Source organism: Streptomyces sp. A012304 (genome assembly GCF_026008495.1).
In the GTDB taxonomy this organism is placed as follows: Bacteria; Actinomycetota; Actinomycetes; order Streptomycetales; family Streptomycetaceae; genus Streptomyces.
Genome location: NZ_BQUN01000087.1, coordinates 15,798 through 40,804, shown reverse-complemented (window position 1 = coordinate 40,804; position 25,007 = coordinate 15,798). Strand labels below are relative to the sequence as shown.

The following is a 25,007-nucleotide window of genomic DNA, read 5'->3' as shown; positions in this document are numbered from 1 at the left end:
GGTCACTTCTTCGCCTCCGGGTCGACGTTGTAGAAGACCACGCCGGACGTGAACCTGAAGATGAGGCCGGTCACGACGAGGATCAGGACGAAGAGCACCCACAGCAGCGCGGAGGCGTAGCCGTAGCGGCCGAGCGCGAAGTACTGGCCGAACACGTGCATCATGTAGAGGTAGTTGGACTGTGGCAGGGCGGTGACGCCCGCTGTGGTGCCGTCCGGGGACAGCAGCAGCGGCATGATGGTCTGCACGGAGGCGATCACGCCGGTCACCGTCTGGAAGAGCAGCACCGGCGACAGCAGCGGCACGGTGATGCTGCGGAAGGTCCGCCAGGGGCTCGCCCCGTCGATGCGGGCGGCCTCGTGGAGTTCGCGGGGGATGTCCTGGAGTCCCGCCAGCGAGATGATCATGATGTTTCCGGCGGCCCACAGCACCGTCATCAGCAGGACGTAGCGGGCGTAGGGGTCGGCGAGCCAGCCGACGGCGTCGAAGCCGAAGAATGTCAATGCCCCGTTGGCGGCACCGGAGTTCTGGTCGAAGAGCGCCTTGAAGGCGAGGCCAGCCCCCACGGGCGGCACCACGGCCGGCAGATAGAGCAGGGTGCGGAACAGCCCGCGCGCCTTCAGCGGCCGGTTGACCAGGACGGCGAGCGCGAGCCCGGCGGCGATCGACAGGGGCACCGAGGTCGCAGCGAACAGACCCGTGCGGCCGAGGGAGGCCCAGGTCTGGGAGTCGCCGAGCAGCTCGCCGTAGTTGCCGAGGCCCACGTAACGCCAGTGCGGCGAGATGCCGTCGAAGGTGGTGAAGCTCAGCCACAGCGCGTAGGCCATGGGGACGATCGTCAGCAGCAGGAAGCCGATGATCCACGGCGAGGTGAAGAGGTAGAAGGCGCGGTGCCGGCGCGCGGTCATCGACACGCGCGACCGCCGGAGGGTCCCGGCCCGGCCGGTGGCGGTGGCCTCTCCCGGCGGTCGCCCCGCCACGGAGGGGATCTGGTCGGTCGTCATCCCACCTGCTCCTTACCGCGCTTGAGCTGCTCGTTCATGAGCGAGTTCAGGCGGCCCGCCAGCGCGTCGACGGACATCCCGCCGGTCATCGCGGCCGGGGCGACCTGGTTGAAGAGGGCGTAGAGCGAGTCCGCCGTGGCATAGGGGGTGAAGGCGATCACCGAGAAGTGCCTCAGCTCGGCGTTCTGCACCTTCAGCACCCGCTGCTGGTAGGGCTCTTTGGCGGGCATCAGGGGACGCAGGGACTTCAGGGTGGGGATCCCCCAGCCGCTGGAGGCACGGCCCTTGGCGGGTGCCTCGCCGAAGAACCACTCGAAGACCCGCCAGGCGGCGTCCTTGTTGCGGGACTTCTTCGGCATCCACAGTCCGGTGCCGGCCTGGCAGGGGCTGATCCGCCGGCCGGCCTCGAAGACGGGCGCGGGGGCGAGACGGGACACCGGCGCCAGCTCCTTGTCGGCGTTGATCAGACCGCCGAGCCAGTAGCCGTTGCCGGACATGGCCATCCGGCCTGCTTGGTAGGTGGGGCCGTCCCAGGTGTTGGGGTCCGGCTGGATGATGCTCGGCCCGACCCTGGTCCTGCCGTACTCGATGTACCAGCCCAGCGCCTTGCGGGCCTCGGGGGTGGTGAAGTCGACCCGGGAGAAGTCGTCACTGAAGAGACTCCCGCCGGCGGCGACCGTCAGAGTCGCCAGGAGGTTGGGGGTGAGCACGCCGTTGTAGCTGCCGCCGAAAACGGTTGTCTGGCCGTTCCTGCGCCGCGTCAGCCGCTTGGCGGTCTCCAGCCACTCGTCGAACGTCACCGGCTCGGTCTCCGGCGGGTAGTCGACGCCCGCCCGGTCGAAGAGCGCGGTGTTGTACCAGAACATGGAGTCCTGGGAGAAGTCCTTCGCCATGCCGTAGCGCGGGCCCTTGCCCTGGGTGCGGCCGTCGTAGCGCCACAGGTCGTTGACCGGGTCGAGGTCGTCGACCTTGAGGATGTCGCTCCGCGCGAAGTACGGGTCCAGATCCTCCATCACGTCGCGGGCGGCGAAGTACGGCGCGTCCGTGGCTCCCACGCCCCGCACCAGGTCAGGAGGGTTGCCGTTGGTCATCATCCCGATCAGCTTGGTGATGTCGTGGCGGACCGTGACGATCTTGACGCCGATGTCCTGCTGGGCCTGCTTGATCAGTTCCGGCGAGATGTCGTCGGGCTTGACCATCAGGGTGACGGTCTCGCCCGGGCCGCTGACCCCGGTGGACACCCGCAGCGCGCACCCGGACAGGGATGCCGCCCCCGCGACGGCACCGCCCGCCGACAGAGCTAGGAAGCGGCGGCGGCTGGGAGGAGCACCGGCCTGGGAACGCATGGAGGCCTCGCCTTCTGGTTCGGGGATGGGGAGACAGTGGTGCGGTGAGGGTGGGCGGGAAAGGTGTGCGGAAACGGTCCTGCTTGTAGCCGCCGGAGTAACTGGTAGCAACCGGTTGCTACGACCGGGTGGGCAGAGCTTCTTGCTCTCGACGGGGCACGTCAAGGGTCTTCGCAGACTTTCGAAAACTCCGCGCACCGGCCGAGCGAGGCGGCCACCCGCTCGCGCGGTCCGCACCGGCCCCGCACCCGACCCATCTGACCTGCGGCGATGGCGACCGTGCCGCTCGGGCCGGGACCGGACCGGCCGGCCGTTTCAGCAATGCGCCGTTTCCGTGGCGTGAACGCCCCGGGCGAGCATCCTTCCGCAACCGGTTGTGACCATACGGTCATGGAGCGCTCAGGACACACCTCCTCCACCCGCCCCGGAAACACGTTCCACGCACGGCCGCCCACCCCGCCCCGCTCCCCCGTCACCCCTCAACCACCGCCCTGAAGTGGCCCTTTGACCGACAACCCGCCCGAAAGATTTCCCACCCGGGTGCTCCCTCCGACCGATTGACCCCGCCTCCACGCCAGACCTACGGTAGAAGACGCTTTCAGAAAACGTTTCCGACGCACCTCAGGAGAGTCATGCCCAGCGCCCAGCTGCCCAGGGCCGTGTTCGCCATGGATCCGGTGCACCTGCCCCTGCTGTTCCCCGCGCCGCTCCTGGCCCGGCTGCGGCAGACGGCCGACATCGACCCGGCGCTCGTCGTGCGGGACTTCACCGACCCCGCCGCCGCCCGCGCGCTGGCCGGTGCCGAAGTCCTGATCACCGGCTGGGGCTGCCCCCGCCTCGGCACGGACACGCTCGCCGCCGCACCCGGGCTGCGGGCCGTCCTGCACGCCGCCGGCTCCGTGCGCTCCCTGGTCGGCGAGGCCCTGTGGAAGCACGGGGTCACCGTCTCCAGCGCGGTCACCGGCAACGCCGTCCCCGTCGCCGAGTACACCCTCGCGATGATCCTGCTCGCCGGAAAGGACGCCTTCACCCACCGCGAGCGCTTCCGCCGCACCCACGCCCAGCCCACCCACGCCGAGACCGCGGCCACCGGCAACCTGGGCCGGCGGATCGGCGTCATCGGCGCCTCACGCGTGGGCCGCCGGCTGCTGGAGCTGCTGCGCCCGTACGACTTCGAGGTGCTGCTGCACGACCCGTACGTCGACGCCGCCGAGGCCGCCGGACTGGGCGCCCGGCTGCTGTCGCTGGAGGACCTGCTGCGGCACAGCGACATCGTCAGCCTGCACGCCCCCGACATCCCCGAGACCCACCACATGCTCGACCGCGCCCGGCTCGCCCTCATCCGCGACGGCGGCGTGCTGATCAACACCTCGCGGGGCGCCCTGGTGGACCACGAGGCCCTCACCGCGGAACTGGTCTCCGGCCGGCTGCACGCCGTCCTGGACGTCACCGAGCCCGAGCCGCTGCCCGCCGACTCCCCGCTGTACCGGTTGCCGAACGTCTTCCTCACCCCGCACATCGCGGGCTCCCTCGGCAACGAGCTGGAGCGCCTCGGCCGCATCGTCGTCGAGGAGCTGGAACGGGTCGCCGCCGGCCTGCCCCTGGCCCACGAGGTGCGCCACGCGGACCTGGCCCGGGTGGCCTGATGCGGCCCCCCGTCCCACCACCTCCGACGGTTGTCCACAGGCCCGTCCACCTGGGGGAACGATGGGATACCGTTTCGGCACCGACGCGGCGCCGTGCCCCGGCCCGCCCGGTGAGCGGGGTACGACGGTGAAGGAGCCGCAGCGGTGAGTCAGCGCAGGACGACGACCGACGCCGGCCGGGCGACCATCCGGGACGTGGCGGAGCGCGCGGGCGTCTCCGTGGCGAGCGTCTCCCGCGTACTGTCGGGCAACTACCCGGTCTCCGAGGAGCTGCGCCGGCGGGTGATGAAGGTCGTACGCGACCTGGACTACGTCACCAACGCGCATGCCCGCTCCCTGGCCGGTGGCGGCACACCGACGGTGGCGATCCTCATCGACGACATCACCGGCGCCGCGTTCGCGCACGTCGCGAAGGGCGTCGAGAGCGCGGCCACGCTGCGCGGCTGGCTGTCGCTGGTCGGCACCACCGGCGACGACCCGGAGCGCGAGCTGGCCCTGGTCAACCTGATGCGGCAGCAGGGTGTCGCCGCCGTCGTGCTGCTGGGCGGGGCCTTCGACTTCGAGGAGTACCAGCTGCGCATGGCCCGCTTCGCGCGTTCGCTGGACGCGGCGGGCTCGCACCTCGTGCTGGTCGGCAGGCCGCCGCTGCGGGGTGAGGTACCGGCCACGACGGTCGACTACGACAACGAGGGCGGCGCCTACGCCATGGCCAGCCACGTGCTGTCGGCCGGCCACCGGCGGATCCTCGTCCTGCCCGGACCCGGGGAGTTCACCACCGCGCAGGGCCGACTGGACGGGGCGCGACGGGCGTTCGAGGCGTACGGGGTGCCGTTCGACCCGGGCCTGGTGCGGCACGGCTCCTACTCCTACGAGCACGGCTACGCCGCCGTCGAGCGGGCCCTGCACGAGACGCCGGACTTCACCGCGGTGCTGGCCGGCACGGACGTGGTGGCCGCGGGCGCCCTTCAGGCGCTGCGCGCGGCGGGCCTGCGGGTGCCGGACGACGTGTCGATCGTCGGTTACGACGACATTCCGCTGGCCTCGCAGCTCACTCCGCAGCTGACCACGGTCCATGTGCCGTACGAGGAGATGGGGCGGGTCGCCCTGCGCGCGGTGGCCGACCGGCGGGAGGGGTCCGGCTCGGAGGGCCGGCGCAAGGGCGGCGGGGACGGGGAGCACCTGGTGCTGGGCACCCATGTCGTGGTCCGGGACTCCGTACGGCCGCCGCAGCGGCAGGTCTGACCATGGCGGGGCCGACTACGACCGAGTTTCGTAAACGGTTACCTCCGCTCTGACCTGGGCATCATCGCTCTCTTCATAACTTTTTCCCGCGCACCTCTTGATATGGCCGCACCCCTCGGCCTACCTTCGCAGCAACCGGTTTCTACACCTTCCGCTTCGGCCGACCCCCCGCAACCGCGAGCCGATGTCGCAGCCGACGTCTTCCGCCGCTGTTCCCGGCCAGTACCGAGCCGCCGTTCTCTTCTTCCGAGACGCCTACTTTCCGAAGGATCACGGTCAGATGAACTCCACCAGCCCCCGGAGAAGGTTCGCCCGCGCCGCCGTGGCGGGTATCGCGCTGACAGGTCTGCTCGCCGCCTGCGGCGGTTCCGGCTCCGGGGACGACTCGTCCTCCGGCGCCTCCGGCCCGGTCACCCTCCCCTTCTGGGGCTGGGCCAACGGCCATGAGCTGGTCGTCAAGGCGTTCAACGCCACACACAAGGACGTCCAGCTGAAGTACACCAAGGTCACCGACCAGCTGACCATGCAGAAGCAGCTGACCAACGCCGTCAAGGCGGGCAACGCGCCCTGTCTGGTCCAGAACACCGCCGAGTACGTGACCAGCTGGGTCTCGCAGGGCGCGCTCGCCGACCTCACGAAGTACGTGGGTTCCAGCAAGGACAAGTTCAACCCCGGCTCGTGGGCCGCCGGCCAGGTGCAGGGCAAGACCTACGGTGTCCCGACCGCCTCGGCGCCCGCCTTCACCATCTACCGCACCGACATCTTCCAGAAGTACGGCCTGAAGGCCCCGGCCACCTGGGACGACTTCATCGCCGCGGGCAAGGAGCTGAAGAAGCACGGCATCAAGATCACCAACTACGCGGGTGAGGACCCCAGCACGCTGGAGGTGCTCGCCATGCAGGCCGGCGCCCACTGGTACTCCATCGACGGCAACTCCTGGAAGGTGGACTTCCAGGACGCGGGCACCCTCAAGGCCGCCAAGGTGATCCAGGAGATCATCGACAACGACCTCAACTCCCAGCTCTCCTTCGCCGACTACGCGGCCGTGCAGCGCAACTACGACAACGGCGGCACCGCCACCCGGCAGATCTCCACCTGGCAGATGGCGGGCATGGTGCAGAACTTCACCAAGTCCTTCGGCCAGTGGGCGCTCACGCCGTGGCCGACGTTCACGGGTGAGGCGGCCAAGACCCCGGCCGGCACCAACCAGAGCGGTGGGGTGACCCTGGTGCCCGAGCAGTGCAAGTACCAGAAGCAGGCCGCCGAGGCGGCGCTGTGGATGTCCACCGACACCGAAGCCGTGAAGACGATGGCGAGCCCGACCACCGGCAACGGTGTGATGCCGGCGCTGGCCGACAGCGACACCTACGTCGGCGAGGCGATCTCCGAGAAGCTGCTCGGCGCGAATTACCAGCCGGGTCAGCAGGTGGTCAAGGACAGCCTGAAGACCGTGACGAGCGACTGGACCTTCGGTCCGAACTGGACGGCGATGTTCACCGAGCTCCAGGCCGGCTGGGGCAAGGTCGTCAGCAAGCAGCAGAAGATCACCGATCTGCTCGCGCACATGCAGGAGTGGACGGTCAACGACCTGAAGTCCCGTGGCATCAGCGTCAAGGGCTGAGGCGGATAGATGATTCGCTCCCTGCGCTGGAAGGGCGCCGCCTTCACGGTGCCCTTCCAGCTCGGCTTCGTCTTCCTCTACCTGGTCCCGATCGGGTACGCCGTCTACCAGTCCCTGTACCGCACCCAGCAGTCCGGCCTCGGTCTGGGCGGTGCGACGGAGGAGTTCTCCGGGCTGCACAACTACCAGCAGGGCCTGACCGACTCGGCGTTCCTCAGCTCCATCCTGCGGGTGGTGCTGTTCGCCTGTGTGCAGATCCCGGCGATGCTCTTCATCAGCCTGGTGCTGGCGCTGTTCCTGGACGCGGTCACCTCACGGCTGGCGAGCAGGTTCCGGATTCTGCTGCTGGTGCCGTACATGATCCCCGGAGTGGTCGCGGCCATCGTGTGGATCAACCTCTACAGCCCCGAGGTCGGGCCGCTGACCCCGCTGGGCGAGCTGTTCGGGTTCCAGTGGAACTTCTTCTCGCCCTCCATGGTCTGGCCGTCCATCGGCAACCTGCTGACCTGGCACGGCATCGGCTACAACATGGTGATCATCTACTCGGCGCTCCAGGCCGTACCGCGTGAGCTGTTCGAGGCCGCGCGCCTGGACGGCGCCTCCGAGATCCGGATCGCCGTCAGCGTCAAGGTGCCGTACGTGCGCGGGGCGCTCGTCCTGACCGGTCTGCTCTCGATCATCCAGATGTTGCAGATCTTCAACGAGCCCGCGCTGTTCCGCAACGTCACCCCGCAGACGGTGACCGACAGCTTCACGCCGATCATGATCATCTACAACCAGGCGTTCAACGCCGGCAACTACCACTACGCCGCGGCACTGTCGGTGCTGCTCGCCCTCGTCCTCGGCGTCGCCTCCTTCCTCTTCTACCGGCTGACGTCGAAGGAGACCGACTGATGGTGCTCACCGAAGACCGGGCGAAGAAGTCCTCGACACCGGCGGTCCGCCGCCTCACCAGCCCCGATGCCGCCTCCCGCTCTCGCGGCGGCCAGCGTTTCCTGCTCATCGGACTGGTGCTGGCCAGCGTCTACAGCCTGTTCCCGGTGTGGTGGCTGATCGTCGCCGCCACCAAGGACCGCACCGCGCTCTACCAGAGCAACGGCCTGTGGTTCTCCGGCTGGCACCTGTGGGACAACCTGCATCAGCTGTTCACCTACGAGGACGGCATCTTCCTGCGCTGGACGGCCAACTCCCTGCTGTACGCGGGGGTCGGCTCGCTCGGCGGCACGCTCATCGCCCTCGCCACGGGCTACGGCCTGGCCCGTTTCGACTTCCCGGGCCGCAACCTGGTGTTCGCGTGCGTGGTCGGTTCCTTCCTCATCCCGATCGCCCTGCTGACGCTCCCGCTGTACCTGCTGTTCTCGGCGATCGGCATGGTGGACACGCCCTGGGCGATGCTGATCCCGTGCCTCATCAACCCGTTCAGCGTGTATCTGGCCAAGGTCTACACCGAGTCCACGATCCCCTACGAGCTGCTGGAGGCGGCCCGTCTGGACGGCGCGGGTGAGCTGCGGATCTTCGTCAGCATCGTGCTGCGGATGATGACGACGGGCGGCGCCACGGTGTTCCTGCTGGCCTTCGTCAACACCTGGAACGCGTTCTTCCTGCCCCTGACCGTGCTGCGCGGCGAGGAGAACTGGACGCTCAACCTGGGCCTGTACAACTGGTCGGGCAAGCGCCTGGAGTCGGGGGTCGACCTGACGAGCCTCGTGCTCACCGGCGCGCTGCTGTCCATCGTGCCGATGGCGATCATGATGGTCGCGATGCGCCGCTACTGGCGGACCGGAGTGACGTTGGGGGCGCTGAAGTGAGTACGGCGGACAGTCACTCGTCGACGGCGGACGGTGGGGTGGACGCGGTCGGCGGTCGATCGCATACCGTGGACACCGAGCCGGGGCCGGCCGAGCGTACGGCGGCGCCGGCCGACCGTATGCCGCCGTCGCCGGCCGACGGTATGCCGGTGACAGCCGACCGCACGCCGTCGTCGGCCGACCGCACACCAGCGCCTGTCGCCCGCAACCCCGTCCTCCGTGGCTTCGCCCCCGACCCCTCCCTCGTCCGGGCAGGCGACTGGTACTACGTGGCGACCAGCAGCTTCGAGTGGTTTCCGACCATCCCGATCCACCGCTCGCGGGACCTGGCGCACTGGGAGTACGCGGGCCATGTCCAGGGCGCCGTCCCGGGGGACTCGCTGGCGGGGGTGCCCGACTCGGGCGGGATCTGGGCGCCGTCGCTGAGCTGGGACGGTGAGCGTTTCTGGATGGTGTACGCGGTGGTGCGGTCGGTCGGCACGCCGTACTTCGACCTGGACACGTACGTGAGTACGGCGTACGACGTGGCCGGACCCTGGGAGGCGCCGCGCCGCGTCGCCAGTCACGGGTTCGACCCCGCCCTGTATCACGAGGACGGCCGGCTGTGGCTGTTGAACCTCCAGAACGATCACCGGCCGGACGGAAACCGTTTCGCGGGGATCGTGCTGACGGAGCTGGACCGTGACACGCTCGCCCCGCGCGGCGGTACACACCTCCTCCTCCAGCACGAACGGCTCATCGAGGGGCCGAAGTTGCTGCGCCGAGAGGGCTGGTACCACCTGGTGCTGGCCGAGGGCGGAACCGGTTTCGAGCACGGCGTCCGCACGGCCCGCAGCCGGCACCTGACCGGCCCGTACACCCTCGACGACCGCCCGCTGCTCACCTCCCGGGACGACCCGAAGCAGCCCTTGCAGAAGGCGGGCCACGCGGAGCTGGTGGAGACGCCGGACGGCGAGTGGTTCCTCAGCCACCTCACCGCCCGCCCGCTCGACACTCCCGACGGCCCGCGTTGCACCCTCGGCCGGGAGACGGCGATCCAGGCGGTCATCTGGGACGCGGAGGGCAACCCCCGCCTCAGACAAGGAGGTTGGCACCCCGCCGTCGAGGTCGAGGTGCCGACGCCGCTCGCGCCGGTCACCCCGGACGCGCCCGACACACCGGTCATGCTGGACGCATCTGTCGCGCCGGTGACACCCCTGACACCCTCCACACCCCCGGAGTCACACCCGCGCTCCCCCGCCGCCGCGCCCTTGGCCTGGCCCTGGAGCACGCTCCGTGAACCCCCGCATCCCTCCTGGGCGGACACCGGGGCCCGTCCCGGCTGGATCCGGCTGCGCGGCCGGCAGGGGCCGGAGTCCCGGTGGGCGCAGAGCCTGCTCGCGCGGCGTCTCACCGAGCACCGGGCGACGGCGCAAGTGACGGTCGAGGCAAGGCCGTTCACGTTCACGCAGGCCGCCGGGCTGATCCTGCGCTACGACGCGGAGGCGTATCTCTCGCTCGACCTGACCTGGGCGGAGCCCGAGGGGGAGCCACAGCGCGGGCAGCAGTGGCACGGGGGCGGCCGGACCGTGCTCAGTCTCGTCGAGCGCGACGAGAAGGGCACGCGGCAGGCGGCGGTCGTGGACGTGGACACGAGCGCCCCGGTCGTCCTGGGGGTCACGGTGGAGGGGGTCGAGGCCCGCTTCTGGTACGTCCGCGAGGGGGTGCCCACACAGGTCGGGCCGCCGTTGGACTGCGGCCGGCTGTCCGACGACCACGGGGGGCGGCTGCGTTTCACCGGGACGCTGGTCGGCATCCACGCCCGGGACCTCGTGGACGCGTCGTTCACCGCCGACTTCCGCGACTTCCGACTGAGCTGTACGCCTCTGCCCTCGGAGTGACCGGGCCTCCACCCCCGCCGCCCCCGCACCCCCGCCCTTCCACCCTCCCCGCCAAGATCCCGCATTTCCCGGTGTCTTCACGGCACGCCGAGGCGCACCTAGGATAGCAAGCGCTTTCTGCAAGCCCTCTGTGAGCCGTCGCTGCCCGTCGGTGACCGTCGGTGAGGATCGGCTCCGAAGGGCGCTGGTCGAGCTTTCGCTGGCCCTCGGGCGGGCCGGAGAGGTGGTTCCCGATGGTCCGCACGGGGAGTGCGAGCGCCGGACCGACGCTGGCGGTCGTGGCCCGGGAGGCGGGGGTGTCCGTGCCGACCGCGTCCAAGGTGGTCAACGGACGCGAGGACGTCGCTCCCGAGACCCGCCGCCGGGTGACGGAGGCGCTGGACCGGCTGGGTTACGTCCGCAGACCGCGCTTCGACGCGTCGAAGCCGCCCCGGCTGGTCGACCTCGTGGTGCACTCGCTGGAGAGTTCCTGGTCGGGCGCGGTGCTGCACGGCGTGGAGGAGGCCGCGCACGACGCGGGCCTGGACGTGGTCGTCTCGGCCGCGCTGTCCCGCACCCGGGCGGGCCGCCCGCAGCGCGGCTGGCTGGACAAGCTGACCGCCCGCGGCTCGGCCGGGGTGCTGTTCAACCTGACCGAGCTGACGGACTCCCAGTACCTGTGGCTGGAGCAGCACCGCATCCCGTTCGTGATGATCGACCCGGTGGTGGAGCCGCCGGCGGGTGTGGTGTCGGTGGGCGCGGCGAACTGGCAGGGCGGGGTGACGGCCACCGAGCATCTGCTGGCCCTCGGCCACGAGCGGATCGCGGTGATCGCCGGCCCGCGCCGCAAGATGTGCAGCGACGACCGTGTGGCGGGCTACCGTTCGGCCCTCTCGTCGGCGGGCCTCGGCCACCGGCCCGAGTACATCCGGCACGGCGGCTTCGACGAGTCCGTCGCCCGCCGGCGCATGCGGGAGCTGCTCGATCTGGCGGAGCCGCCGACGGCCGTCTTCGTCTGCTCCGACCGTATGGCCCTCGGTGTCTACGAAGCCCTGGCGGAACGGGGGTTGCGGGTTCCGTACGACGTCAGTGTGGTCGGCTTCGACGATCTGCCGGAGTCCCGCTGGACCACCCCGGCCCTGACCACCGTCCGTCAGCCGCTGGCCGAGATGTCCGCGACGGCGCTGCGGCTGCTGGTGCGGATGATGGACGGGGATCGTCCGGAGGGGACGCGGACGGAGTTGTCGACACGGTTGGTGGAACGGGCCAGCACGGCGGCCCCGCGCGCGTGAGGCGCCGCGGTCGATCCGCGGAGCCCCGAGCGACCCTTCACGGGCGGCCCCGCGCGTGTGAGGCGCCACTGATACCGCCCCTGAGCGCGGCACCACTGAAACCGCCCCCGGGACCTGCCCATGCGGGCGGAATGTCACCTCACCCACGTACCCCCCTCCCCCGCCTCCCTGCGCGTCCGCGCCAGGTTGCCCTCCAGGAGCTCCGTGGCCGTTCGGACACCGATGCCGATACCCCGTGTCTCGTCGGCCTCGGGCAGTCGGCCGTCGGTGCGCTTCAGTTCGGTCAGCGCGGTGCGCATCGCCTCGTGGGCGGCGAAGAGACAGGGGGTGCTGTAGAGGGCGACGTCCACGCCGAGGTCGTTGAGCTCGCTCAGGGACAGGCGGGGGGACTTGCCGCCCGCGATCTGGTTGAACAGCAGCGGCTTGTCGCCCACGACGTGCCGGATCCGGCGGATCCACTCCACGCTGCGCACCCCGTCGACGAGTACGACGTCCGCGTCAGTGGCGGCGAGGGCCTCGGCCCGGTGCAGGATGTCCGCGTCGTCGGTGGCGTCGGTGCGGGCCACGACGAGCAGGTCACGGCGGGTGGCGAGGACCATCTCCAGTTTCGCGAGGTACTCGGGCAGCGGCAGCACCTGCTTGCCGTCGGCGTGCCCGCACCGGCGCGGCCGCTTCTGGTCCTCCAGGACCACCCCCGACGCCCCGGCCCGCTCCAGACCCTCCACCACGTGGCAGGCGACCTCCGGGTCGACGTACCCGTCGTCGATGTCGACCAGGAGGTGGTGGCCCGGAAAGGCGCCCCGCAGCCGCTGGGTGAAGGCCAGCATGTCCGGCCAGGCGATGAAGCCGATGTCCGGCAGTCCGTAGTAGGAGGCGGCGAAGCCGAACCCCGAGACGAACAACCCGTCGTAGTGCTGTGCCGTGATCGACGCCGAGTACATGTCGTACACGCCGATCAGGGGGGTGGTGCCCGGTGAGGCGATCCGCTCGCGCAGTTTTGTCCCGTAGGTCAACGTCCGGCTCCTCATGCCATGCCCTGCTGCAACGGGACAAGAGGATCGTCGTGGTGGGCGGGAGCGCCTCGTGCGCGCGGGTGTCACTCACTCCGTTGGCGCACACGGTTCACCGCAGAAACGTCACATGTCCTCCGCCGGGAGCGGCTGCGGGCGGGCCGCCCAGTCGATGCCGCCGCGCAGGTGGGCGCGGAAGTCGGGGTCGTCGTAGGCGCCGGCGTCGTGGCCGAGGGCGGTGTAGAAGACCCGTCCCGCGCCCTGGGCGCGGCACCAGACCAGGGGGTGGTCGTCGCCCATGCCGCCGCCGGAGTACGACGACTCGTCGGCGGTGGCGAGCACATGGGCCGTGCCGCGCGGGTTGGTCCGGAAGTCGTACCACTCGTCGGTGAACTCCCAGACGGCCGGCAGGTGGCGGGTGGCCGGGTGGTCGCGGTCCTCGACGAGGGCCTTGCCGGGCTGATATTCGGGGTGCCGGTCGAAGCGGGCGCCGAGCAGGTCGCCGTAGTAGGGCCAGTCGTATTCGGTGCAGGCCGCCGCGTGGACGCCGACGAAGCCGCCGCCCGACTCCACGTACGCGGCGAGCCGCTCCCGGCCGGCCGGGGTGAGCACCTCACCGCTGGTGGAGAGGAAGACGACCGCCGCGTAGGCCTCCAGTGGGCGTTCCAGGGCGGCGGGGTCCTCGGTGTGGTCGACGGCGTAGCCGCCGAGGGCGCGTACGGCCGCTACGGCGGCGGGGATGGAGTCGTGGCGGTAGCCGGTGGTGCGGGTGTACACGAGCAGACGGGCGGTCATGGCAGCGACCCTATGTGGTTGCGTGCGCACACCCCAGGCCGGTGATCAAGGCGAAAGTTTCGCCCCTTCCCTCACCCCGCCCGGGTTCATGACCTGCCGTCATCCTCCTGCGGCCGGAGGGTCGTAAGGGTCCCAGTAGGAACGGAACAGAGAACCGGCGTAGCCGTCAAAACTTCTGACAAGTCGTGAGTGGACTGCCAGAGTAGGGCGGGTGAGCGACGACCCGACGATCGGCTTTCTGCGGGCGGACGTGGCGCGGTTCTGCGCCGGGGGATGATCAGGTCGGGTTGGATCTGCTCGACGGATTCGCCGAGTGCCTTGCGCCGCAGCACGGTGTGCAGCATGTCGTCGGTGATGACCGGCGGCCGACCGCCGTGCTCGCCTTTGCGGGCCGCGGTGTCGAGCCGCTCCAAGGTCGACTCGCGGTGTTCTCCCGCTCGGTCTCCGCCATCGCCGCGAAGAACGCGAACAGCGGTTCCGCGTGATCCTGCAATGTATCGCTGGTGCAGGTGCCGGGTAGTTCCGCACGATGGCCGACAAGGTTGTGCCAGCCCTCCTGAAAGGCAGACCATGCAGCAGACAGCACGACGCGAGACGGCCGAGGTGATATGGGCGACCGCTGTGCGCTCCATGGATGCCTTGCATCGGACGACGTCCTGGATCCGCCTCTGCTCGGTGACGATGCTCTGGTCCGTCCTGCCGTGGGTCCCGCCCGACGAAATCACCCACGGGGTGTTCGCACTGGCCGTGGTCACGGTGGGAACACTGATCGCGCATGTGCACGCGCGCCCTGGGCTGATCGACGTTTTGGACAGGCTCCCCGGGACGGAGGCCCTCGTCTCGCATCTGACTGGCGCCCGAGGGAAAGCTGCGGCCAACCTGCCTGGCCTGCTGGAGGGCGGTGGCATCCTGATCGCGGGGCTGGCGTATGTGGGACCGTGGGGAGTGACGGGCCTGCCCGAGGAGGCCGGGATCGTCGCGCTGGTCGCCATTGTGGGGTACACCCACTTCGCGTTCCTGAACACCGTGCTCGACGCCGGCTTCTACGCGCCCCAGGGCACCGTCGTGCTGGGCCCCGACCGCAGCCAGGGCGCGCCGCCGGCCTTGTTGCTCTGGGTACGGCACGCGATCCCCTCTGGCCTCGTCGTCATCGGTTTGGTGCTGTTCGTTCCCGCCTGGAACCCGGTGCTCGCCGCCGTGCCGGTGAGCCTGCGGGTGCTACTCAGTACTAGCTTTCTCCTGCTGTGGGTGGCAAGGATTTCCTTCGACCAGTTCCTGGAGGGCACGGCGTCGGCTGTCGAGGACCGCGAGCGCGTCGTGCGGAAGGAAGCGGCTGGGGACCTGCACAGTCTGGCGAAGAACTCTATGGCGTATCTCCTTAAGGCTGTGGAGAGTCCGCACTACCAGCACAGCGAGGTCCGCGGTCTCACCCGGGAGGCGCTCGTGCGTCTGGAGGAGCTGCGGCGGTTCTGGTCGAGTGAGGACTGGCAAGATACCGGCGGGCGTGTGGAGGACCTGTGGAACGCGGTCGTGTCGGTTCAGCCCAGGGAAGAGCGCAGGAAGTGCCGTCTGGACGAGGCAGCCCGGGGCGTGGAACTGGGTTCGACGGACTATCAGAAGGCCAGGCGCCTCCTGTCGGACCTTGTCAGCAACGCCCTGAAGGCGGATGCCGATTCCGTCAGCGCCCAGGTGGCGGTGCACGGCAGTAGGCGAACACGGCGGATCCAGGTGACGGTCACGGACAATGGGCGGGGCATGCCCGCCGGTGTACTGAGCGACCCACAGACCAGTCTGGCCCTCCTGGAGTGGGACCTGCGCCGTTCAAACGGCACCTTGACCTTCGTCCCCCGCAGCCCCGGAACCAGCGTGGTCGCCGACTGGGAATCGAACTGATCCCCCCTGATCTCCAAGAACGCCGCTGAACGCCGGACCGCACGGACACATACGGACAGCACAACGTAACCAGAGGAACAGGAATGCGCATTCTCGTGATCGATGACGTCTACACCTCCGAGCAGGGCGTGGCCCGTGCCGTGGAGCCCGAGGGGCACACCGTCGTGGGGGTCAGAGACCCCGACGAGCTGCGGCGACGGCTCGGTCAGGACCGGGACTTCCATCTTGCCCTTGTCGACCTCCACTACGGGCGCGGCGCCACGGAGTCGGGGCTCGCTGCGCTGGAGGTGCTGAACGCTCACTCCATCCCGAGCGTCGTCCACACCCTCGATGGGGAGGACAACCGCATACTGTTCCTGCTGGCCGCGTACGAGTTCTTTCCTCAAACCGTCGCCGTCCTGTCCAAACACACGAGCGACCGGCCCTTGCTCCAGATCATCGATGCGCTTGAGCGCAAGCACTCACCCAACGCCTCACTGTCCCAGCGATACCGTCCGGCCCCAGGGAGGACCTCACTCCTGAGCGAGCTGGTCGGCCGCCCCGAGGACCTTCGGGTGTGGCGGGCGCTGGCCCAGCACACCAAGTTGGCGGTGGTGGCCAAGGCCGTCAATCGCTCACAGCGGTCGGTCTCCGAGTTCCTCGCGAAGCGTCAGCCGGTCATCGCCCGGTTCGAGTATGAGTTCATGGACCGGCCGATGCCTCCGGAGCCGCTCGAGGGCCAACGCAACAAGCCGTTGCTCGAAATCTGTAGCTTCGCCCGATTCCACAGCGACTTCTTCTCCGACCCCGACGTGGAACGGCTCGCCGCCCGGTGGCAGTGACCGGCCTGCCGTCCTCTGCCTCCAGGCCGACGCGGCAGTCTCCCCCGGCACTGCCCCGGATCGGCCATGGCTCCCGTTCGAGACCAAGGAACGCACCGAATGAACGACTGGCTGCCTGTCCTGGGCGGGGCTCTGGTCCACGGCCCAGGGGTGGCGTTTGCCGCCGCATTCGCGATCAGCCCGGGGATCCCCGCTCTGCTCGCGCTCGTCCTGGAACGTCGAGTGCTGCACCCCCGCCAGGAGTTCGTCGCCTTCATCTACGGAGACCCCCTCCTCGCGCTGGCCGCGGCAACAGGCGTGGCCCTGTGCGGGGGCCGGGTAGCCGATCCCGTACGCGGGCTGGTGACCGGTGGGTGGGCGTGGGCCACCTTGGCAGGCTGGCTCAGCTTCGGTCTGTGGCAGTGGCGGAGCGAGGTGCGTGCGGGCCAGTACACCTTCGCGCAGGCCGTCTCGCCCACCAAGATCTGGCATCAGCTGGTCATTTACCCCGTGCTCGGCTACCTGGTCACCGCCGCAGCACTCAGCGGCCTCGCGGCTGGCACCACGGCCGTCGGCTACCCCGCGAAGGCGCTGATCGTACTCTGTATCGGTGTGTGGTGCGCCGCGAACCTCTACGACCGGAAACACCCCAAGCCTGGTCATCCCGCATACGACTGGCGGAAGTTGCGTCCGTACGCGGTGGACAGACGCCCGAGCACACCAGCGGAGCCCGCGCACCGGCCCTGATGCGATGCAATGCAGGCGAGCGGTGCCAGTTACACACCTCCGCGCAGCATAGGCCGCAGCCAGACCCGCTCAGCATGGCCCGTAACTCAGCTTTCCATCGATAGCAGCAGAACTGCCCGTCACGAGACGCTCGCCTCACACCAGTCATTGGAATGAGGGGAACGGCGATGCATGTTTGGGACATCATCTCGACGGGGCTGACAGCGGTGGGCATCGGCCTAGAGCTGACTCGAATCTGGAGGGGGCGAAAGCGTGCCGCCGATGAGGCCACCGCTGGGGAGGCCGCACTGCCGGGTGAGCAGGCGGCGGAGCCCGAGCCTCGACGTGGCGAGAGCGCGGACGTGGAGGGCGCTCCGGACGTCGACGACACCTGACGGCTTCGGGCCCTGTGAGAAGGGGGCCATGCAACACTCCGGCGATACATCCGGCCCGCCGTGCGAGGACGGCTGCACCGCCTCGGCAACGTGGTGCCCCTCTGTCCGAACCACCACACGTTGTTCGACGGCAACTACCCCGAACTCGACGAGCCCAAGGTCCGCGCCCCGCGCGACGCGGCCCTGCGCCGTCCGGACGTCCTCGCTCGTGATCGAGTAAATCTGCGACGAGCTGCGGGGACGCCCCAACCGCTGCGTCCACAAGGACACGGACGGCCGCCGCGAGCACACCCGCGCCACCGACCTCATGGCCCTGGCCGTTCCCTTGTCCTGGGTACAGAACGGCCTCCGCTTGGGCCTGGACCTCGGCGGGCCCCAACTCGTCGTCGACTGTTCCTCCGGCACCCAGCACTACCACGTAAGCCTCGACCAGGCAGTCGTGGACCACTGCGCCGGCCACAGCCGCCAGTGCGTGAAAGCCGCAGCGGCGGCCCCGTAGAGGACCGCCGGGGAAGATCACCAGGGGGCGGCCGACGGTGTCGTGGCCGACCGAACCCCATTCAGCGGTGGGGCCCAGCGGCTCGGATTACGGCCTGTCAAGACTTCTGACAGCAACACCGGTTTCCTGATCCGTTCCTACTCGGCCCCGGTCGTACGGTGCCCCGTCCCCGGTCGTCGGCAGATCGCCGCGTTCGACCCGATCGCCGCCCACGGAGCCGGCGGGCAGCAGGGTGTCGAGTTCGTCGGCGGAGGGGCGGTGGACCGTGCGGGCGGCCTCGCGCAGGACGTCGCGGGGGTAAAGCTGCTACACATTTTCTAGTCATTGATAGTCATATCTAGTCGGTTGTTTCGCGTACGTTGGTCTCGTGAAGCTTTCGGAGTGGGCCCGTCAGCAGGGCGTGAGCTACCAGACCGCTTGGCGGTGGGTGAAGGACGGGAAGATGCCCGTCCCGGTCCGTCAGGCGCCGTCCGGGACGTGGCTGGTCAGTGAGCCCGCTCCGGCCGCCGCCGTGGAGGCGGGGCGGGTGGTCGCGTACTGCCGTGTCTCGTCCGTCGACGAGAAAGCGGACCTTGACCGGCAGGCGGCCCGGGTCGTGGCCGGAGCGAACGGGCTCGGCCTGGTCGTGGCCGAGGTTGTTACCGAGGTCGGTTCCGGGCTGAACGGCCGGCGCGGGAAGCTGCACCGGGTGTTGTCCGACCCGTCCGCCGCTGTGGTCGTGGTCGAGCACCGCGACCGATTGGCCCGCTTCGGTGTCGAGCACCTCGAAGCGGTCCTGTCGGCGTCCGGGCGGCGCCTGGTCGTCCTCGACCCCACCGAGACCGCCGACGACCTCGTACGGGACATCACCGAAGTCCTCACGTCGATGTGCGCGCGCCTGTACGGGCGGCGGGCGGCGAAGAACCGGGCCGCCCGCGCGGTGGCCGTGGCGACCGGCGAGGACGCCGGGTGAAGAAGTTCCAGCCGCAGCCCGGGTTCGTGGTGCGGGCGTTCCGGTTCGCCCTGGACCCGAACGCCTCCCAAGAGGCCGCGCTGCGTTCGCACTGCGGTGCCGCGCGGGCCGCGTACAACTGGGCTGTTGGCTGGGTGACGGCGTCGTGGTGGCAGCGCCGCGCGGAGGAGACGTACGGCGTCCCCGAAGAGTCGCTGACCGAGTGGCGGCCGTGGTCGCTGCCCTCGCTGCGCAAGGCGTTCAACGCCGCCAAGCACACCGACCCCAGGTTCGCCCCCTGGTGGGAGGAAAACTCCAAGGAGGCATACAACACCGGCCTCGCGAACGCGTCGGCCGCGTTCGACAACTACGCCAAGTCGAAGAACGGCAAGCGGCGCGGCAAGCGCATGGGCGCGCCCCGGTTCAAGCCGAAGCGGAAGGCACATCTGGCCTGCCGGTTCACCACCGGCACGATCCGCGTGGACACGGACGGCCGACATGTGACGCTGCCGAGGCTGGGCACGATCCGCACCCACGAACCCACCAGCAGCCTCCTTGCCCGTATCCAGGCCCAGACCGCACGGATCCTGTCCGCGACCGTCCGCCACGAACGCGGGCGCTGGTTAGCCTCCTTCCAGGTCGAGGTCAAGCGCGACCTGGAACGTGTGGCGCGCCCGGATGTGGCGGTCGGCATCGACCTCGGTGTGAAGACCCTCGCCGTCATGGCCGACTCGACGGGTGAGATCCGCACCGTCGCGAATCTCGGGCACTACGACGCCGCCCGCAAGCAGCTGCGCCGCGCATCCCGGATCGTCTCCCGCCGCCAGGGCCCCGACCGCAGGACCGGGCGCAAGCCGTCCCGCCGCTGGGAGAAGGCCAACGCCCAGCGGAACAAAGTGCATCACCGGGTGGCGAATCTCCGCGAAGACGCGCTGCACAAGCTCACCACAAGCGTGGCGGCCGAGTACGGCACGGTCGTGGTCGAGGACCTCAACGTCGCCGGCATGGTGAAGAACCGGCGCCTGGCCCGCCGGATCGCCGACGCCGGATTCGGCGAGATCCGCCGCCAGCTCACCTGCAAGACCCGCCAGCGCCACGCCACCCGCCTCGTCGTGGCCGACCGCTGGTACCCCTCTTCCAAGACCTGTTCCGGGTGCGGCGCGGTGAAAGCCAAGCTGCCGCTGCACGTCCGGACCTACGAATGCGACGCCTGCGGCCTGGTCATCGACCGGGACGACAACGCCGCGCTCAACCTCGCCGCGCTCGCGGCGGCCTGCACCACTGGTACCGGAGTGGCCGGAGACCAGGACACCACCGTGGTGGTGTCGAAGCCTCGTGGAGCCGACCGTAAGACCCGCGCCACCCGCCCCCGCCGCAAGGCGAAGGCGGGGCGGGCAGGTGGCGCAACCCTGCCGCACCAGCGGCAGACGGAAGCGAGAGACCGTACTCAAGCCGAAGCCCTCACGCTTTGGTGATGTGACGGACCTTCCGGGTCGAAATGCCCGGATTGCTGAGACCTGACTACGGTCTTGGCAACGGTGTAACCAGGGGCCTCGACGGCGTACACGAGTTCCGGGGCGATACCCGACGCGCGGGCCCGGGAGGCCAGTTCGGCCGGGTCGGCGGCGTCCGCGTCCTCGCTGCCGCAGGCGGTGAGGAGCACGAGGGCCGGCAGCAGCGCCGGCAGGACGCGTTTGGTACGGATCATGCCGCCATCCTGCCGCACTGGTGTTCGCAAGTGGGCGGCTTTCCGACGGTGGGGCGCGTAGTCTCGGGCGGGATGAACACCATTCCCGCACGGCTCGACCATGTCGTCCTCGCGACGCCCGACCTGGCGGCGACGGTCGCGGAGTTCACCCGGCGCACGGGAGTGGCTCCCGCGCCGGGCGGGGTGCATGTCGGCCTCGGCACCCGCAACCATCTGGTGGGGCTGGGCGGCGGCGCCTACCTGGAGATCATCGGACCGGACCCGCGGCAGTCCGCGCCGACGGGCCCACGCCCCTTCGGCGTGGACGGCCTGGACTCCCCGCGGACCGTCACCTGGGCGATCAGCCGGCCCGATCTGGACGAGGCGGTCGCGGCCGCCCGGGCCTACGGCTACGACCCCGGCGACGTACGGGAGATGAGCCGGCGCCGCCCGGACGGGACGCTGCTGGAGTGGCGGCTGACCGACGGCGGTGATCCGCACCCCTCCGGACTGGTGCCGTTCCTCATCGACTGGGGCGGTACGGTCCACCCGTCCGCGTCGGGCCTGCCCGTCACCCCTCTGCTGGAGCTGACGGCGACCGCGCCCGACCCGGAGGAGATCCGGCCCCTGCTGGCCGCCCTCGGCACCGACCTGCCGCTGTCCGAGGGCCCGGCGGGCTTCTCGTTCACGGTGGACACGCCGAACGGGCCGGTGACCTTCACCTGAGCCCCGGCGGGCACCCCGGTCGTCCGAGCCTCGCCGGGTCGCTCGCCGCCGCCGCTCCGGCCGCCGAGCCTGACGCGACGTGTCCGCGGACGGCAGCGGCCCGCGGCGCTGTCCCTACCGCGCCGCCCCGACCACCGGCCGTCCGACCAACCACCCGAGCGGTCACCTGACCCCGCCCGGGCCGCCCCCGGTCACCCGCCGTTCCGCTGCCCGGCCACCCGCAGCAGCCGCAGCTGCCCCATCTCGGCCACGTTCTTCATCAGCTCCGCTTCGGCCCAGGCGAGCAGGTGAGCGACGGTGTGCCCGGAGTCCGGCGGCCAGGGGAAGGCGACGGGCCGGGCGAGGTCGGCGTCGGTGAGCGCGTCCACGGCTGCCGTCCACTCCTCCCGCAGCCCCCGCAGCCAGGCGACGGCCGGCTCCCCCGGTCCGGGCCAGCGCACGTCGGCCCGCTCGCGGGGCGTGCGGCCGCGCAGCTGGTCGGTGGCGACGCCGAGCCACCAGCCGAGGTGCCAGCTCAGCCAGCCGATGGTGGGGAGCGGGACGGGGTCGGGTTCGGTGTCGGCCCAGTCGGGCACCCATCCGCCGGCGCCGTCGGGTCGGAGGGTCCAGCAGTGGGCGACGGGCTCCCAGAGGAAGTCCTCCGCCTCCAGCCGCTCGAGGTGGTACTCGAAGAGGGACCAGGTCAGGTCGGACTGCCAGCGCAGCAGCTCACGACTCCCGGGGTTCGTAGGGGCGTTCATCGGGCCACCCTGACACGCGCCGACGCCCCGCGCGGAACCGTTTTTCCGCGCCCGTCCCGTCGCCGGCGGCGGTGTCCGTTTCCTTCAAGACCGGGTGTCCGGGCGCCGCCTACGGTGGCCGTATGAGTCCACGTTTCGATGCCATCGGCCTGGTCGTCTCCGACATGGCCGCCTCCGTCGCCTTCTACCGCCGGCTCGGCTTCGCCTTCCCCGAGGGCGCCGAGCGGCAGCCGCACGCCGAAGCCGGACTTCCGGGGGGTCTGCGGCTGTTGCTGGACACCGAGGAGACCGTCCGGTCCTTCCACCCCGGCTGGCGGCCGCCCACCGGCGGTGGCCGGTCCTCGCTCCCGCTGCGCTGCGACAGCCCCGCCGAGGTCGACGCGGTGTACGAGGAGCTGGTGGACGCCGGCTGCCACGGCGAGCTCAAGCCGTGGGACGCCTTCTGGGGGCAGCGGTACGCCGTGCTGCTCGACCCGGACGGCAACGGCGTCGACCTGTACGCGCCGCTGGCCCCCTAGCCCCGTACACGCCACTCGCCCTGGCCCCCACGCGCAGCCGCCCCCTAGACGAGTAATTCCGATGTGTTCAGTGGTCGTAGGCGATCAGGGATCGCATGACCGGCTGTCCGGTCTTGTGGTTGTGCCAGATCGCCGCGGCCAGCGCGAGGACGCGCTGAGCGACGCGGACGGCGACGCCCTCGAAGGTCCGGCGTCTTGGGCACCGCGTCTGCGTTCCCGGACGCACCGTCAGCATGGGGGATGACTCGTCTAGGCGATCTCGTCCATGTGGTCCTCCACCCAGTTCCGCAGGTGGGCCAGGGGTTGTGCCACGCTGCGGCCGAGCGGGGTCAGTTCGTACTCGACGTGCAGGGGCACCGCGGGGTACACGGTCCGCTCCACGAAGCCCCGGCCCTGCAGGCGGCGCAGCGTGGCGGTGAGTACCTTGGAGCTCACACCCTCCAGCCGCTTCTGCAGGGCGCCGAAGCGTTGCGGTCCCTCCTCCATCGCGCCGATGGCCAGCGCCGACCACTTGTTGGCCAGCAGGTCGAGCACCTCCCGGCAGGGGCACTGGGCGGCATATACGTCGTGATGGTCGTGCCGCTGGGTCTCGCAGAGCGCCACCATGGTCTCTTCCTCTCCTCGTCTTCCTCTTCCACCAGCGTACTTCCCTTCGGGAAGTAGTATCCCTTGCGGGTTACTACCTCCTCCGAGCTACGTTGCGGCCGCAGCGAACGCCGCTGCGGCCCGACAAAGAGGACAGTGATGAGCCAGACCCCGCAGACCATGCCCGCCGTCGCCTACCGCAAGAGCCTGCCGGTGGACCACGCGGAGAGCCTCGAGGACACGACGCTGCCGGTACCGGAGCCAGGACCGCGTGACCTGCTCGTGCAGGTCGAGGCCATCGCGGTCAACCCGGTCGACTACAAGGTCCGCCGGAACAACGACCCGGGCGGCGAGCCCAAGATCCTCGGCTGGGACGCGGCGGGCACCGTCGTCGCCGTCGGCGACGAGATCGAGTCGTTCCGGGTGGGCGACGAGGTCTTCTACGCCGGAGCCATCGACCGGCCGGGCACCAACTCCCGCTTCCACACCGTCGACGAGCGCATCGTCGGCCACAAGCCTGCCTCGCTCACCTTCGCCGAGGCGGCGGCCCTGCCGCTGACGTCGCTGACCGCCTGGGAGGGTCTCTTCGAGCACCTCGGTCTGCACGCCGGCGCGCTCAAGCAGTCGGGCACGCTGCTGGTCACCGCCGCCGCGGGCGGTGTCGGCGCCATGGTGTCCCAGTTGGCCCGCGCGCTTACCAGCCTCACGGTGATCGGCACCGCCTCACGCCCCGAGACTGTCAAGTTCGCCCGGCGCATGGGCGCCGCGCACATCGTCGACCACCGCAGGCCCCTCGCCCCGCAGGTGCGCGAAGTGGCCCCGGACGGCGTGGACTTCGTCTTCGGCACCACCGGAACCGACCAGAACCTGGCCGCCTACGCCGACATCGTCAAGCCCTTCGGACGGATTGTGGCCATCGACGACTTCGGCCCGGTGGAGATCGGCCTGCTGAAGTCCAAGAGCATCTCCTTCCACTGGGAGTTCATGTTCACCCGGTCGCTGCATCAGACCGCCGACCGGGCGGAGCAGGGCCGCATCCTCGACCAGATCTCCCGGCTGGTGGACGCCGGGATCCTCACCACCACGGCCACCACCGACCTCGGAAAGATCAACGCCGAGCACCTGCGCGCGGCGCACCGCGTCCTGGAGGCCGGCAAGGCCATCGGCAAGATCACGATGACCGGCTTCTGACCGGTCCCCCCTTCCCGGCGGCCCCGGACACCGCAGGGAGTGCGGAGGACTCCACAGACCTTCCACTCCCGCGCCTAGACGAGTCATTCCCCATGCTGACGGTGCGTCCGGGAACAGCGCGTCCTCGCTGGCCGCGGCGATCTGGCACAACCACAAGACCGGACAGCCGGTCATGCGACACCTGATCGCCTACGACCACCGAACACATCGGAATGACTCGTCTAGACCTCCCCGAGCAGCAGTTCCGACAGTGTCATCCCGCTGAACTCCCGTACGTCACGCGCCAGATGGGCCTGGTCGGCGTACCCGGCGCGCAGGGCCGTCTCCGCGTACGGGACACCCGCCCGGGCCAGGGCGAGGGCCCGTTGGAGGCGCAGGACGCGGGCGAGGGTCTTGGGGCCGTAACCGAAGGCGGTGAGGGAACGGCGGTGCAGCCGGCGTGCGCCGAGGCCCAGTTCGTCGGCGGTCGCGGCGACGGGACGGCCCTCGGCGAGGGCAGTGACGAGCCGGCGCAGCGCGGGGTCGGGCGGGGCCGCGTGGCGCAGGGCCAGTTCCTCCAGCGCGGTCGCCGGGTGCGCGGCGGCCTCGACACGGGCGCGCAGGCGTCGTACCCGCGACGGCGCCCACAGGTCGCTCAGCTCCACCCGGCGGTCGCGCAGTTCGTGGGCGGGGACGCCGAGCAGGGCGGGTGCG

24 protein-coding genes and 1 pseudogene are annotated in these 25,007 nt (G+C 70.2%); 16 read left to right on the top strand and 9 right to left on the bottom strand.

What is annotated here, in order from left to right:
- Window positions 1-2: 2 nt before the first annotated feature.
- Together ALMP_RS18345 and ALMP_RS18340 are read right to left on the bottom strand one after the other, a co-directional pair.
- Window positions 3-1,004 (bottom strand): carbohydrate ABC transporter permease, encoded by a 1,002-nt coding sequence (locus ALMP_RS18345; protein ID WP_264929544.1) that lies wholly within the window; start codon window positions 1,002-1,004, stop codon window positions 3-5.
- Window positions 1,001-2,350, bottom strand: a complete 1,350-nt coding sequence (locus ALMP_RS18340; RefSeq protein WP_264929542.1) for an extracellular solute-binding protein — start codon at window positions 2,348-2,350, stop codon at window positions 1,001-1,003. The genes ALMP_RS18345 and ALMP_RS18340 overlap by 4 nt, the downstream gene beginning before the upstream one ends.
- A gap of 632 nt (window positions 2,351-2,982) precedes the next feature.
- Here ALMP_RS18340 and ALMP_RS18335 point away from each other — a divergent pair.
- The 7 genes from ALMP_RS18335 (at window position 2,983) to ALMP_RS18305 (ending at window position 11,818) form a co-directional block, all read left to right on the top strand.
- Window positions 2,983-3,996: a hydroxyacid dehydrogenase gene (locus ALMP_RS18335; protein WP_264929540.1), complete on the top strand. Its 1,014-nt coding sequence runs from the start codon at window positions 2,983-2,985 to the stop codon at window positions 3,994-3,996.
- Window positions 3,997-4,140: 144 nt separating this feature from the next.
- Entirely contained in the window at window positions 4,141-5,238 is a 1,098-nt protein-coding gene (locus tag ALMP_RS18330) for a LacI family DNA-binding transcriptional regulator (protein WP_264929539.1), read from the top strand.
- 280 nt (window positions 5,239-5,518) lie between these two features.
- A complete protein-coding gene (locus ALMP_RS18325; RefSeq protein WP_264929536.1) occupies window positions 5,519-6,859 on the top strand; it encodes an ABC transporter substrate-binding protein in 1,341 nt (446 codons plus the stop codon).
- 9 nt (window positions 6,860-6,868) lie between these two features.
- Window positions 6,869-7,753, top strand: coding sequence for a carbohydrate ABC transporter permease (locus tag ALMP_RS18320; RefSeq protein ID WP_264929534.1), 885 nt, complete (start codon window positions 6,869-6,871; stop codon window positions 7,751-7,753).
- Window positions 7,753-8,667: a carbohydrate ABC transporter permease gene (locus ALMP_RS18315; protein WP_264929532.1), complete on the top strand. Its 915-nt coding sequence runs from the start codon at window positions 7,753-7,755 to the stop codon at window positions 8,665-8,667. Before ALMP_RS18320 ends, ALMP_RS18315 begins: the two co-directional genes overlap by 1 nt.
- A 149-nt stretch (window positions 8,668-8,816) precedes the next feature.
- Window positions 8,817-10,547: a family 43 glycosylhydrolase gene (locus tag ALMP_RS18310; protein ID WP_264929530.1), complete on the top strand. Its 1,731-nt coding sequence runs from the start codon at window positions 8,817-8,819 to the stop codon at window positions 10,545-10,547.
- A 233-nt stretch (window positions 10,548-10,780) separates the two neighbouring features.
- Entirely contained in the window at window positions 10,781-11,818 is a 1,038-nt protein-coding gene (locus ALMP_RS18305) for a LacI family DNA-binding transcriptional regulator (protein WP_264929528.1), read from the top strand.
- A gap of 134 nt (window positions 11,819-11,952) precedes the next feature.
- On the opposite strand, the gene ALMP_RS18300 is transcribed toward ALMP_RS18305, so the two are convergent.
- Window positions 11,953-12,831, bottom strand: coding sequence for an oxaloacetate decarboxylase (locus ALMP_RS18300; protein ID WP_264929527.1), 879 nt, complete (start codon window positions 12,829-12,831; stop codon window positions 11,953-11,955).
- A 123-nt stretch (window positions 12,832-12,954) separates the two neighbouring features.
- Window positions 12,955-13,623: a ThuA domain-containing protein gene (locus tag ALMP_RS18295; protein ID WP_264929525.1), complete on the bottom strand. Its 669-nt coding sequence runs from the start codon at window positions 13,621-13,623 to the stop codon at window positions 12,955-12,957.
- A 287-nt stretch (window positions 13,624-13,910) separates the two neighbouring features.
- Between ALMP_RS18295 and ALMP_RS18290 the strand changes: the two genes are divergently transcribed.
- The 6 genes from ALMP_RS18290 (at window position 13,911) to tnpB (ending at window position 20,342) form a co-directional block, all read left to right on the top strand.
- Window positions 13,911-14,108: a hypothetical protein gene (locus tag ALMP_RS18290; protein ID WP_264929523.1), complete on the top strand. Its 198-nt coding sequence runs from the start codon at window positions 13,911-13,913 to the stop codon at window positions 14,106-14,108.
- Between the two features lie 85 nt (window positions 14,109-14,193).
- Window positions 14,194-15,516, top strand: coding sequence for an ATP-binding protein (locus tag ALMP_RS18285; RefSeq protein WP_264929521.1), 1,323 nt, complete (start codon window positions 14,194-14,196; stop codon window positions 15,514-15,516).
- A gap of 83 nt (window positions 15,517-15,599) precedes the next feature.
- Window positions 15,600-16,337 carry a response regulator gene (locus ALMP_RS18280; protein WP_264929519.1) on the top strand — a complete coding sequence of 246 codons (738 nt, stop codon included), beginning with the start codon at window positions 15,600-15,602 and terminating at the stop codon, window positions 16,335-16,337.
- 99 nt (window positions 16,338-16,436) lie between these two features.
- The gene (locus tag ALMP_RS18275) at window positions 16,437-17,063 is read left to right on the top strand and encodes a hypothetical protein (protein WP_264929517.1); all 627 of its coding nucleotides are present in this window, start codon (window positions 16,437-16,439) and stop codon (window positions 17,061-17,063) included.
- 1,240 nt (window positions 17,064-18,303) lie between these two features.
- Window positions 18,304-18,888 carry an IS607 family transposase gene (locus ALMP_RS18265; protein ID WP_264929515.1) on the top strand — a complete coding sequence of 195 codons (585 nt, stop codon included), beginning with the start codon at window positions 18,304-18,306 and terminating at the stop codon, window positions 18,886-18,888.
- The gene (gene tnpB, locus ALMP_RS18260) at window positions 18,885-20,342 is read left to right on the top strand and encodes an IS607 family element RNA-guided endonuclease TnpB (RefSeq protein WP_264929513.1); all 1,458 of its coding nucleotides are present in this window, start codon (window positions 18,885-18,887) and stop codon (window positions 20,340-20,342) included. The genes ALMP_RS18265 and tnpB overlap by 4 nt, the downstream gene beginning before the upstream one ends.
- On the opposite strand, the gene ALMP_RS18255 is transcribed toward tnpB, so the two are convergent.
- Window positions 20,315-20,575 (bottom strand): hypothetical protein, encoded by a 261-nt coding sequence (locus ALMP_RS18255; RefSeq protein ID WP_309299496.1) that lies wholly within the window; start codon window positions 20,573-20,575, stop codon window positions 20,315-20,317. The genes tnpB and ALMP_RS18255 overlap by 28 nt on opposite strands.
- A gap of 72 nt (window positions 20,576-20,647) precedes the next feature.
- On the opposite strand from ALMP_RS18255, the gene ALMP_RS18250 reads away from it, so the two are divergent.
- Window positions 20,648-21,280, top strand: a complete 633-nt coding sequence (locus ALMP_RS18250; protein WP_264929511.1) for a VOC family protein — start codon at window positions 20,648-20,650, stop codon at window positions 21,278-21,280.
- Window positions 21,281-21,471: 191 nt separating this feature from the next.
- Here the strand turns inward: ALMP_RS18250 and ALMP_RS18245 are convergent, their stop codons facing one another.
- Window positions 21,472-22,020: a DinB family protein gene (locus ALMP_RS18245; protein ID WP_264929509.1), complete on the bottom strand. Its 549-nt coding sequence runs from the start codon at window positions 22,018-22,020 to the stop codon at window positions 21,472-21,474.
- 122 nt (window positions 22,021-22,142) lie between these two features.
- Between ALMP_RS18245 and ALMP_RS18240 the strand changes: the two genes are divergently transcribed.
- Complete coding sequence (locus tag ALMP_RS18240) at window positions 22,143-22,538, top strand: VOC family protein (RefSeq protein WP_264929508.1); 396 nt, start codon at window positions 22,143-22,145, stop codon at window positions 22,536-22,538.
- Window positions 22,539-22,605: 67 nt separating this feature from the next.
- Here ALMP_RS18240 and ALMP_RS18235 read toward each other — a convergent pair.
- Both ALMP_RS18235 and ALMP_RS18230 read right to left on the bottom strand, forming a co-directional pair.
- Window positions 22,606-22,728, bottom strand: a pseudogene (locus ALMP_RS18235) (IS982 family transposase); the annotation flags it as partial.
- A 59-nt stretch (window positions 22,729-22,787) separates the two neighbouring features.
- Window positions 22,788-23,144, bottom strand: coding sequence for a helix-turn-helix domain-containing protein (locus ALMP_RS18230; RefSeq protein ID WP_264929506.1), 357 nt, complete (start codon window positions 23,142-23,144; stop codon window positions 22,788-22,790).
- Between the two features lie 138 nt (window positions 23,145-23,282).
- Here ALMP_RS18230 and ALMP_RS18225 point away from each other — a divergent pair, with 138 nt between their 5' ends.
- Window positions 23,283-24,314, top strand: a complete 1,032-nt coding sequence (locus tag ALMP_RS18225) for a zinc-binding alcohol dehydrogenase family protein (protein WP_264929504.1) — start codon at window positions 23,283-23,285, stop codon at window positions 24,312-24,314.
- 221 nt (window positions 24,315-24,535) lie between these two features.
- On the opposite strand, the gene ALMP_RS18220 is transcribed toward ALMP_RS18225, so the two are convergent.
- Window positions 24,536-25,007 (bottom strand): helix-turn-helix domain-containing protein (locus ALMP_RS18220; protein WP_264929502.1); only part of this gene is annotated, 472 nt, incomplete at its 5' end.

Bases quoted from the DNA above. Each gene is read 5' to 3' on its own strand.
- ALMP_RS18320 (WP_264929534.1), top strand. From the start codon at position 6,869: ATGATTCGCTCCCTGCGCTGGAAGGGCGCCGCCTTCACGGTGCCCTTC.
- ALMP_RS18230 (WP_264929506.1), bottom strand. From the start codon at position 23,144: ATGGTGGCGCTCTGCGAGACCCAGCGGCACGACCATCACGACGTATAT.
- ALMP_RS18245 (WP_264929509.1), bottom strand. From the start codon at position 22,020: ATGAACGCCCCTACGAACCCCGGGAGTCGTGAGCTGCTGCGCTGGCAG.
- ALMP_RS18240 (WP_264929508.1), top strand. From the start codon at position 22,143: ATGAGTCCACGTTTCGATGCCATCGGCCTGGTCGTCTCCGACATGGCC.
- ALMP_RS18225 (WP_264929504.1), top strand. From the start codon at position 23,283: ATGAGCCAGACCCCGCAGACCATGCCCGCCGTCGCCTACCGCAAGAGC.
- ALMP_RS18340 (WP_264929542.1), bottom strand. From the start codon at position 2,350: ATGCGTTCCCAGGCCGGTGCTCCTCCCAGCCGCCGCCGCTTCCTAGCT.
- ALMP_RS18285 (WP_264929521.1), top strand. From the start codon at position 14,194: ATGCAGCAGACAGCACGACGCGAGACGGCCGAGGTGATATGGGCGACC.
- ALMP_RS18280 (WP_264929519.1), top strand. From the start codon at position 15,600: ATGCGCATTCTCGTGATCGATGACGTCTACACCTCCGAGCAGGGCGTG.
- ALMP_RS18335 (WP_264929540.1), top strand. From the start codon at position 2,983: ATGCCCAGCGCCCAGCTGCCCAGGGCCGTGTTCGCCATGGATCCGGTG.
- ALMP_RS18315 (WP_264929532.1), top strand. From the start codon at position 7,753: ATGGTGCTCACCGAAGACCGGGCGAAGAAGTCCTCGACACCGGCGGTC.
- ALMP_RS18325 (WP_264929536.1), top strand. From the start codon at position 5,519: ATGAACTCCACCAGCCCCCGGAGAAGGTTCGCCCGCGCCGCCGTGGCG.
- ALMP_RS18250 (WP_264929511.1), top strand. From the start codon at position 20,648: ATGAACACCATTCCCGCACGGCTCGACCATGTCGTCCTCGCGACGCCC.
- ALMP_RS18255 (WP_309299496.1), bottom strand. From the start codon at position 20,575: ATGATCCGTACCAAACGCGTCCTGCCGGCGCTGCTGCCGGCCCTCGTG.
- ALMP_RS18275 (WP_264929517.1), top strand. From the start codon at position 16,437: ATGAACGACTGGCTGCCTGTCCTGGGCGGGGCTCTGGTCCACGGCCCA.
- ALMP_RS18305 (WP_264929528.1), top strand. From the start codon at position 10,781: ATGGTCCGCACGGGGAGTGCGAGCGCCGGACCGACGCTGGCGGTCGTG.
- ALMP_RS18345 (WP_264929544.1), bottom strand. From the start codon at position 1,004: ATGACGACCGACCAGATCCCCTCCGTGGCGGGGCGACCGCCGGGAGAG.
- ALMP_RS18295 (WP_264929525.1), bottom strand. From the start codon at position 13,623: ATGACCGCCCGTCTGCTCGTGTACACCCGCACCACCGGCTACCGCCAC.